Here is a 7,295-nt window from a genome sequence, read left to right as displayed (position 1 = left end):
TGGCTGACCCTGCAATATTTCTTCAAGCCAAAGGCGACGATCAACTACCCATACGAGAAGAATCCGATCTCGCCCCGCTTCCGCGGCGAGCATGCCCTGCGCCGCTATCCCAATGGCGAGGAACGCTGCATCGCCTGCAAATTGTGCGAGGCGATTTGCCCCGCCCAGGCCATCACCATCGAAGCCGAGCCGCGCGACGATGGTTCGCGCCGCACCACCCGCTATGACATCGACATGGTGAAGTGCATCTATTGCGGCTTCTGCCAGGAAGCCTGCCCGGTCGACGCCATCGTCGAAGGCCCGAATTTCGAATTTGCCACCGAAACCCGCGAAGAGCTGTATTTTTCGAAAGAGAAGCTGCTCGAGAACGGCGACCGGTGGGAGCGCGCCATCGCGGCCAATCTCAGCGCCGACGCGCCGTACCGTTGAAAGGAAGAGCATGACCCTTCCACTGTTCTTCTTCTATGTGTTCTCGATCATCGCGATCGCCTCGGCGTTCATGGTGATTTCGGCGCGCAATCCGGTGCACGCCGTGCTGTTCCTCATCCTGGTGTTCGTCAACGCCGCCGGGCTGTTCATGCTGGCCGGCGCCGAATTCCTGGCGCTGATACTCATCGTGGTTTATGTCGGCGCCGTGGCGGTGCTGTTCCTGTTCGTCGTCATGATGCTCGACGTCGATTTCGCGCAACTGCGCCAGGGCATCCTGCAATATGCCCCAATCGGGGTTGTGGTCGGGCTGGTGTTGCTGCTGGAATTGCTGCTCGTCGCGGGCAGCTTCGTGGTGTCGCCCGATGTGGCGAGCACGGCAGTGCTACCGATCGACGGCACCATCGATAATACGCGCGCGCTGGGGCAAGTGCTCTATACGCGGTACGTCTTCCTGTTCCAGGGGGCTGCGGCAGTGCTGCTGGTCGCCATGATCGGCGCTATCGTGCTGACGCTGCGGCACAAGCCGAACGTCAAGCGGCAGGACCCCAATGTTCAGGTGGGTCGCAAGGTTTCCGAAACGCTGGAAGTCGTCAAAGTCAAAAGCGGTCAAGGGTTATAGGGGTCGAACATGGGCGCAGGTATCGGGCTCAGTCACTACCTGACTGTAGCGGCAATTCTGTTCACGCTGGGCGTGTTCGGCATTTTCCTCAATCGCAAGAACGTCATCGTCATCCTGATGTCGGTGGAATTGATCCTTCTCGCGGTCAATCTCAATTTCGTGGCGTTTTCCGCCCAGCTCAATGATCTGCAGGGGCAGGTTTTCGCGCTGCTAATCCTCACCGTGGCTGCAGCAGAGGCCGCCATTGGCCTGGCAATCCTGGTTATTTTCTACCGCAACCGCGGCTCGATCGCGGTTGAAGACGTCAACATGATGAAGGGCTAAGAACCACCGCTATGATCCAGGCGATTGTTTTCCTGCCCCTCATCGGCGCCCTCATTGCGGGGTTGCTCGGGCGCACCATTGGGCACCGGCCCAGCGAATACCTGACCACGGGGCTGCTGATCATCGCAGCCGTGTTGAGCTGGGTCGTCTTCTTGCCTATCGCCTTTGGCGGCGGCCTCAGCGGCGCTGAAGTGGCCGAAGGCTCCCATGAAGCGGCCGTGCTCAAGGTCGAAGTCATGCGCTGGATCCAGGTCGGCGACATGGACCTGCGCTGGGTGCTGCGTGTAGACACGCTGACCGCCATCATGCTGGTCGTGGTCAACACGGTCTCGAGCCTCGTGCACGTCTATTCCATTGGCTACATGGCCGACGACCCGCACCGTTCGCGCTTCTTCGCGTACCTCTCGCTGTTCACCTTCGCCATGCTGATGCTGGTGACGGCCGATAACTTCCTGCAGATGTTCTTCGGCTGGGAAGGGGTGGGCCTAGCGTCCTATCTGCTGATCGGTTTCTGGTACACCCGTCCCTCAGCGACGGCCGCGGCGATGAAGGCTTTCATCGTCAACCGCGTCGGCGATTTCGGCTTCGCGCTGGGCATTTTTGGCGCCTTCATGGTGCTGGGCCATATCGACTTCGACGGCGCTTTCCATGCCGTGGCGGCGCTCGATCCGGCGGCCATGCCGGTCATGCACTTCCTGTCATGGGATTTCGACGCCATGACCGTGGTTTGCCTGCTGCTGTTCATGGGCGCCATGGGCAAGTCGGCGCAGTTCCTGCTGCACACCTGGCTGCCGGACGCCATGGAAGGCCCGACCCCGGTGTCGGCGCTGATCCATGCCGCCACCATGGTGACGGCTGGCGTGTTCATGGTGGCGCGGCTGTCGCCGCTGTTCCAGACCTCGCCAACGGCCATGACGTTTGTTCTGGTCGTTGGCGCCATTACTGCGTTCTTCGCGGCGACGGTTGGCCTGGTGCAGAACGACATCAAGCGCGTCATCGCCTATTCGACCTGTTCGCAGCTCGGTTACATGTTCGTGGCACTTGGGGCCGGAGCCTATTCGGCTGGTGTGTTCCACCTGTTCACCCACGCGTTCTTCAAGGCACTGCTGTTCTTGGGGGCCGGCGCGGTGATCCACGCCATGCATCACGAGCAGGACATGCGCAACATGGGCGGGTTGCGGAAGAAAATCCCGATCACCTATTACATGATGGTCATCGGTACGCTGGCGCTGACTGGCGTCGGCATCCCGGGCACTGAAATCGGCTTTGCCGGCTTCTTCTCCAAGGATTCGATCATCGAGTCGGCCTATGCGGTCGGCGGCAATACCGGCATCTTCGCCTTCTGGTCGCTGGTCATCGGCGCACTGTTCACCAGCTTCTATTCCTGGCGCCTGATCCACCTGACCTTCCACGGCACGCCGCGGGATGCTCAGCATGGCCACGCCCATGTCGACGCACATGATGGCGCTAGCCATGACGAGCCGATCGCGGACGATCACGCACACGATGATCACGGTCATGCCCACGGCTCGGCCTATGACAATGCGCACGAAGCGCCCAATGTCATGCTGGTGCCGCTGTATTTCCTCGCTGCCGGCGCCGTGCTTGCGGGCGTGGTATTCTACCCCATGTTCTTCCACGACGTGGAGCACATAGAGCACTTCTTTGCCGGCTCGCTGGTCGTCAACGAGCAGTTCATGGAAGCCGCGCACGCCGTGCCGCTCTGGGTCAAATGGTCCTCGACCATTGCCATGCTGATCGGCTTCGTGACCGCCTGGTACATGTATATCCGCTCGCCGGAGACGCCCAAGCGCCTCGCCGAGACCAATCCTGGCCTCTACCAGTTCCTTCTGAACAAGTGGTACTTCGACGAGCTCTACGACCTCATCTTCGTCAGGCCGGCGCTATGGATCGGACGGGCGTTCTGGAAGGGGTTCGATGACCAGTTGATCGACCAGACGCTTACCGAGGGTCTTGGTCGCCGGGTGCAGAATGTCACCTCCTGGGTGACCAAGCTCCAGTCCGGTTACCTCTACCATTATGCCTTCGCCATGCTGATCGGCATCGCGGCTCTCCTGACCTGGGCCATCGCGGCCGGGGGACTGATCTGATGACCTTCGCCAATACCATTCTGACGATCCTGACTTTCCTTCCCCTGTTGGGGGCGGCGATAATCCTGATCACGCCCAAGGGGTCACTGGAGGCCATCCGCTGGACGGCCTTCATCACCACCGCTGTGACGTTCGTGCTGTCACTGTGGATGTGGAGCCAGTTCGACGCGTCGAACGCCGGCTTCCAGTTCGTGGTCAACTATGCCTGGATCGGCGATACCATCGGCTACCGCGTCGGCGTCGACGGCATTTCGGTACTGTTCGTGGTGCTCTCGGCCCTGTTGATGCCATTCGCCATCCTGACCTCGTGGGAGTCGGTGACGACACGGGTCAAGGAATACATGATCGTCTTCCTGATCTTGGAAACCCTGATGATCGGCGTGTTCACCACGCTCGATCTGGCGATGTTCTACGTGTTCTTCGAAGGCACGCTGCTGCCGATGTTCCTGATCATCGGTATCTGGGGCGGCTCCGCCCGCATCCAGGCCAGCTATAAGTTCTTCTTCTACACATTCACCGGCTCGGTGCTGATGCTATTGGCTATCATGGCCATGTATTGGGATGCCGGCACCACCGACATCACCAAGCTGCTGACGCATGATTTCCCCGAGACCATGCAGCCGTGGCTGTGGTGGGCGTTCTTCGCCTCGCTCGCCGTCAAGATGCCGATGTGGCCGTTCCATCGCTGGCTGCCGGAAGCCCACGTGCAGGCGCCAACGGCCGGCTCGGTGATCCTGGCCGCAATTCTGCTCAAGCTCGGCGGCTACGGCTTCCTGCGCTTCAGCCTGCCTATGTTCCCGGACGCCTCAGCGCAGTTCGCCAATGTGATCTTCTTCCTCTCGGTCGCCGCTATCATCATCACCTCGCTGGTGGCGCTGGTGCAGACCGACATGAAGAAGCTGATCGCCTATTCGTCGGTCGCCCATATGGGCTTCGTGACCATGGGTATCTTCGCCGGCAATGCGCTGGGTATCCAGGGCGCCATGTTCCAGATGATCTCGCACGGCATCGTCTCCGGTGCGCTGTTCCTCTGCGTCGGCGTCATTTATGACCGCATGCATACCCGCGATATCGAGGCCTATGGCGGCCTGGTCGAGCGCATGCCGCGCTATGCCTTTGCCTTCATGGTCTTCACCATGGCCAACGTCGGCCTGCCGGGCACATCCGGCTTCGTCGGCGAATTCCTGACCATGATCGGCGTGTTCCAGGTCAATACCTGGGTGGCGTTCGGCGCTGCCTTCGGCGTGATCTTCTCGGCCTGCTATGCGCTCTGGCTCTATCGCCGGATCATTTTCGGCGCCCTGACCAAGGACAGCCTCAAAGCCATCCTCGATCTCAACCTGCGCGAGAAGGTCATCCTCTATCCGCTGATCATCATGACCTTGGTGTTTGGCTTCTATCCGGCGCCAATTCTGGACACCACGGCCGCGGCCGTGAATGCGCTGGTTGCCCAATATTCTGCTTCGGTTGGCATTGCTGCGCCTGCCGAAGCTGTCGTAGCCCACTAGGAGGGGACAAGTGGTTTCCGACATTACCGATTTCGCCAGCCTGGCCCCTGCCTATCCCGAAATGGTCGTCGCCATCGGCGCCGTCATCCTGCTGCTGCTCGGCGTGGTGCTGAACAAGGAACGCTCCAGTCTCGTAGCGGTCCTGTCCATTGTGCTGCTGCTCGGCACGGCCGTGCTGGTCATGGCGCAGCCTGTCGATGGCGTGATCTTCAACGGCACATTCATCGCTGACGGCTTTGCCCGTTACATGAAGGTACTGGTGCTGGGCGGCTCGGCGTTCTCGCTGATGCTGGCGCTGCCCCATGCTGTTGAGAACGGCACCCATAAATGGGAATATTCCATCCTCGTGCTGCTGGCGACGCTGGGCATGATGATGATGGTTTCGGCCAACGACCTGATGAGCCTCTATGTCGGGCTCGAGCTGCAGTCGCTGGCGCTTTACGTGCTCGCCGCCATCAAGCGCGACGATCCGAAGGCGACCGAAGCCGGCCTCAAGTATTTCGTGCTCGGCGCGCTGTCGTCCGGCATGCTGCTCTATGGCGCCTCGCTGGTCTATGGCTTTACCGGCCATACCAACCTGCAGGAAATCGTCATCGCCATCGCCAACCAGGGCCGCTCGATCGGGCTGATCTTCGGCGTAGTGTTCCTGCTCGCCGGCGTCGCGTTCAAGATCTCGGCGGTGCCGTTCCACATGTGGACGCCCGACGTGTACGAAGGCGCACCAACCCCGGTGACGGCCCTGTTCGCCACCGCGCCCAAGGTTGCCGCCATGGCGCTGATGGTGCGGCTGGTGATGGATACGTTCCAGCCGATCGCCCATGACTGGCAGCAGATCGTCATCTTCCTGTCGATTGCCTCGATGGTGCTGGCTGCGTTCGCCGCTATCGGCCAGAAGTCGATCAAGCGACTGATAGCTTATTCGTCGATCGGCCATGTCGGCTTCGCGCTGGTCGGCCTGTCCTCGGGCACCGAAGGTGGCATCGAAGGCGTCGCCATCTACATGGCGATCTATGTCGCCATGACGGTCGGCCTGTTCGCCTGCCTACTGTCGCTGCGCACCTCTGACGGTTATGTTGAGAATATCTCCGACATGGCCGGCGCCGCGCAGAAGCGTCCCTTCGTCGCCGCGATCATGGCGGTGATGATGTTCTCGCTGATCGGCATGCCGCCGCTGGCCGGGTTCTTTGCCAAGTGGCATGTGTTCCTCGCCGCCATCGACTCCCACCTATACGTGCTGGCGGTCATCGGCGTGCTCGCCTCTGCGGTCAGCGCGTTCTACTACCTGCGCGTAGTCAAGACGATGTACTTCGACGAGCCGGTGCGCGAGTTCATGGCCGTGCCAAACGAGCTCAACATCATCATGGCGATCAGCGGGTTCCTCGTGATCACCTATTACTTCACCGTCGGCAGTCCCCTTGCGGGCCTCGCCCATATCGCCGCCGGAAGCCTGCTCTAGGTGAGCAGCTTTTCGCTCGGGTCCAAAGCGCGCGCGGCCGGATATCGGCTGCGCGGCTTCGACACCATCGGCTCGACCAATACGGAAGCATTGGAAGCTGCGGCCGCTGGCGATGCTGGCGGTATCTGGTTTGTCACGCAGCAGCAGACCGCGGGCCGGGGCCGTCGCGGCCGGCAGTGGGCCTCGCCCGTCGGCAATCTGGCCGCCACGCTCTTGATCGTTCCCGATAGCGACCCCACATTAGGCGCGACGCTGGGCTTTGTGGCCGGCGTTTCCCTCAACCGCGCGCTGTCCGCGATCCTGCCCGATGGCGTGGTCAAGCTGGGCATCGATGGTGCGGACGGTCTGTCGGACGGCAAACGCGCCAGAATCGCTCTCAAATGGCCCAATGACGTGCTGGCCGATGGCGCCAAGCTTGCTGGAATTCTTCTTGAAGCACAGAAGCTTCCCGACGGCCGTCACGCGATTGCCATCGGTTTCGGTGTCAACGCGGTTGCGGCGCCGCAGGGTTTGCCGTATCCCGCAACCAGCCTTGTCGAACTGGGCACCACGCGCAACGCCGAAGAGATTTTCGAAGCGCTGAGCGATGCCTGGGTCGACACCTTCGCGCTGTGGCAAGATGGTCGCGGCATCGCCGATGTGCTGACGCAATGGCGCGGTGCAGCGGCGGGTATCGGTGCACCGGTCGCGGTCAACCAGAACGGCGCGACCGTGCGCGGGATTTTTGAAACCATCGACGACGCCGGACGACTGATCGTGCGCGTCGATGACGATAGTCGCATCGCCATCACGGCGGGCGACGTACATTTTGGGGCAACGGCCAGCGCCCGAAGCTGACCACGAACTAT

At 61.3% G+C, this 7,295-nt stretch carries 7 protein-coding genes; all 7 read left to right on the top strand.

Annotated elements, in window-relative coordinates; all coding sequences use genetic code 11:
• Nucleotides 1-429: NADH-quinone oxidoreductase subunit NuoI (gene nuoI / locus JWP26_RS17870; protein ID WP_299730867.1), on the top strand; the 429-nt coding region annotated here is incomplete at its 5' end.
• A 10-nt stretch (nucleotides 430-439) separates the two neighbouring features.
• A complete protein-coding gene (locus JWP26_RS17865) occupies nucleotides 440-1,048 on the top strand; it encodes an NADH-quinone oxidoreductase subunit J (protein ID WP_299730864.1) in 609 nt (202 codons plus the stop codon).
• A 9-nt stretch (nucleotides 1,049-1,057) separates the two neighbouring features.
• Nucleotides 1,058-1,372: an NADH-quinone oxidoreductase subunit NuoK gene (gene nuoK, locus JWP26_RS17860; RefSeq protein ID WP_299730861.1), complete on the top strand. Its 315-nt coding sequence runs from the start codon at nucleotides 1,058-1,060 to the stop codon at nucleotides 1,370-1,372.
• A gap of 11 nt (nucleotides 1,373-1,383) precedes the next feature.
• A complete protein-coding gene (nuoL, locus tag JWP26_RS17855; RefSeq protein ID WP_299730857.1) occupies nucleotides 1,384-3,483 on the top strand; it encodes an NADH-quinone oxidoreductase subunit L in 2,100 nt (699 codons plus the stop codon).
• Nucleotides 3,483-4,991: an NADH-quinone oxidoreductase subunit M gene (locus tag JWP26_RS17850; RefSeq protein WP_299730855.1), complete on the top strand. Its 1,509-nt coding sequence runs from the start codon at nucleotides 3,483-3,485 to the stop codon at nucleotides 4,989-4,991. The genes nuoL and JWP26_RS17850 overlap by 1 nt, the downstream gene beginning before the upstream one ends.
• A gap of 10 nt (nucleotides 4,992-5,001) precedes the next feature.
• On the top strand, nucleotides 5,002-6,447 hold the full coding sequence (gene nuoN / locus JWP26_RS17845) for an NADH-quinone oxidoreductase subunit NuoN (protein WP_299730852.1): 1,446 nt from the start codon (nucleotides 5,002-5,004) through the stop codon (nucleotides 6,445-6,447).
• Nucleotides 6,448-7,284: a biotin--[acetyl-CoA-carboxylase] ligase gene (locus JWP26_RS17840; RefSeq protein WP_299730849.1), complete on the top strand. Its 837-nt coding sequence runs from the start codon at nucleotides 6,448-6,450 to the stop codon at nucleotides 7,282-7,284.
• Nucleotides 7,285-7,295 lie beyond the last annotated feature (11 nt).

Source organism: Devosia sp. (assembly GCF_028290435.1).
Taxonomy (GTDB): domain Bacteria; phylum Pseudomonadota; class Alphaproteobacteria; order Rhizobiales; family Devosiaceae; genus Devosia.
Note: the sequence above shows the minus strand (reverse complement) of the source record. Positions and strands in the feature narration are given on the sequence as shown.

Coding starts and splice junctions, on each gene's coding strand:
- JWP26_RS17865 (WP_299730864.1), top strand. CDS start 440: ATGACCCTTCCACTGTTCTTCTTCTATGTGTTCTCGATCATCGCGATC.
- nuoK (WP_299730861.1), top strand. CDS start 1,058: ATGGGCGCAGGTATCGGGCTCAGTCACTACCTGACTGTAGCGGCAATT.
- nuoL (WP_299730857.1), top strand. CDS start 1,384: ATGATCCAGGCGATTGTTTTCCTGCCCCTCATCGGCGCCCTCATTGCG.
- JWP26_RS17850 (WP_299730855.1), top strand. CDS start 3,483: ATGACCTTCGCCAATACCATTCTGACGATCCTGACTTTCCTTCCCCTG.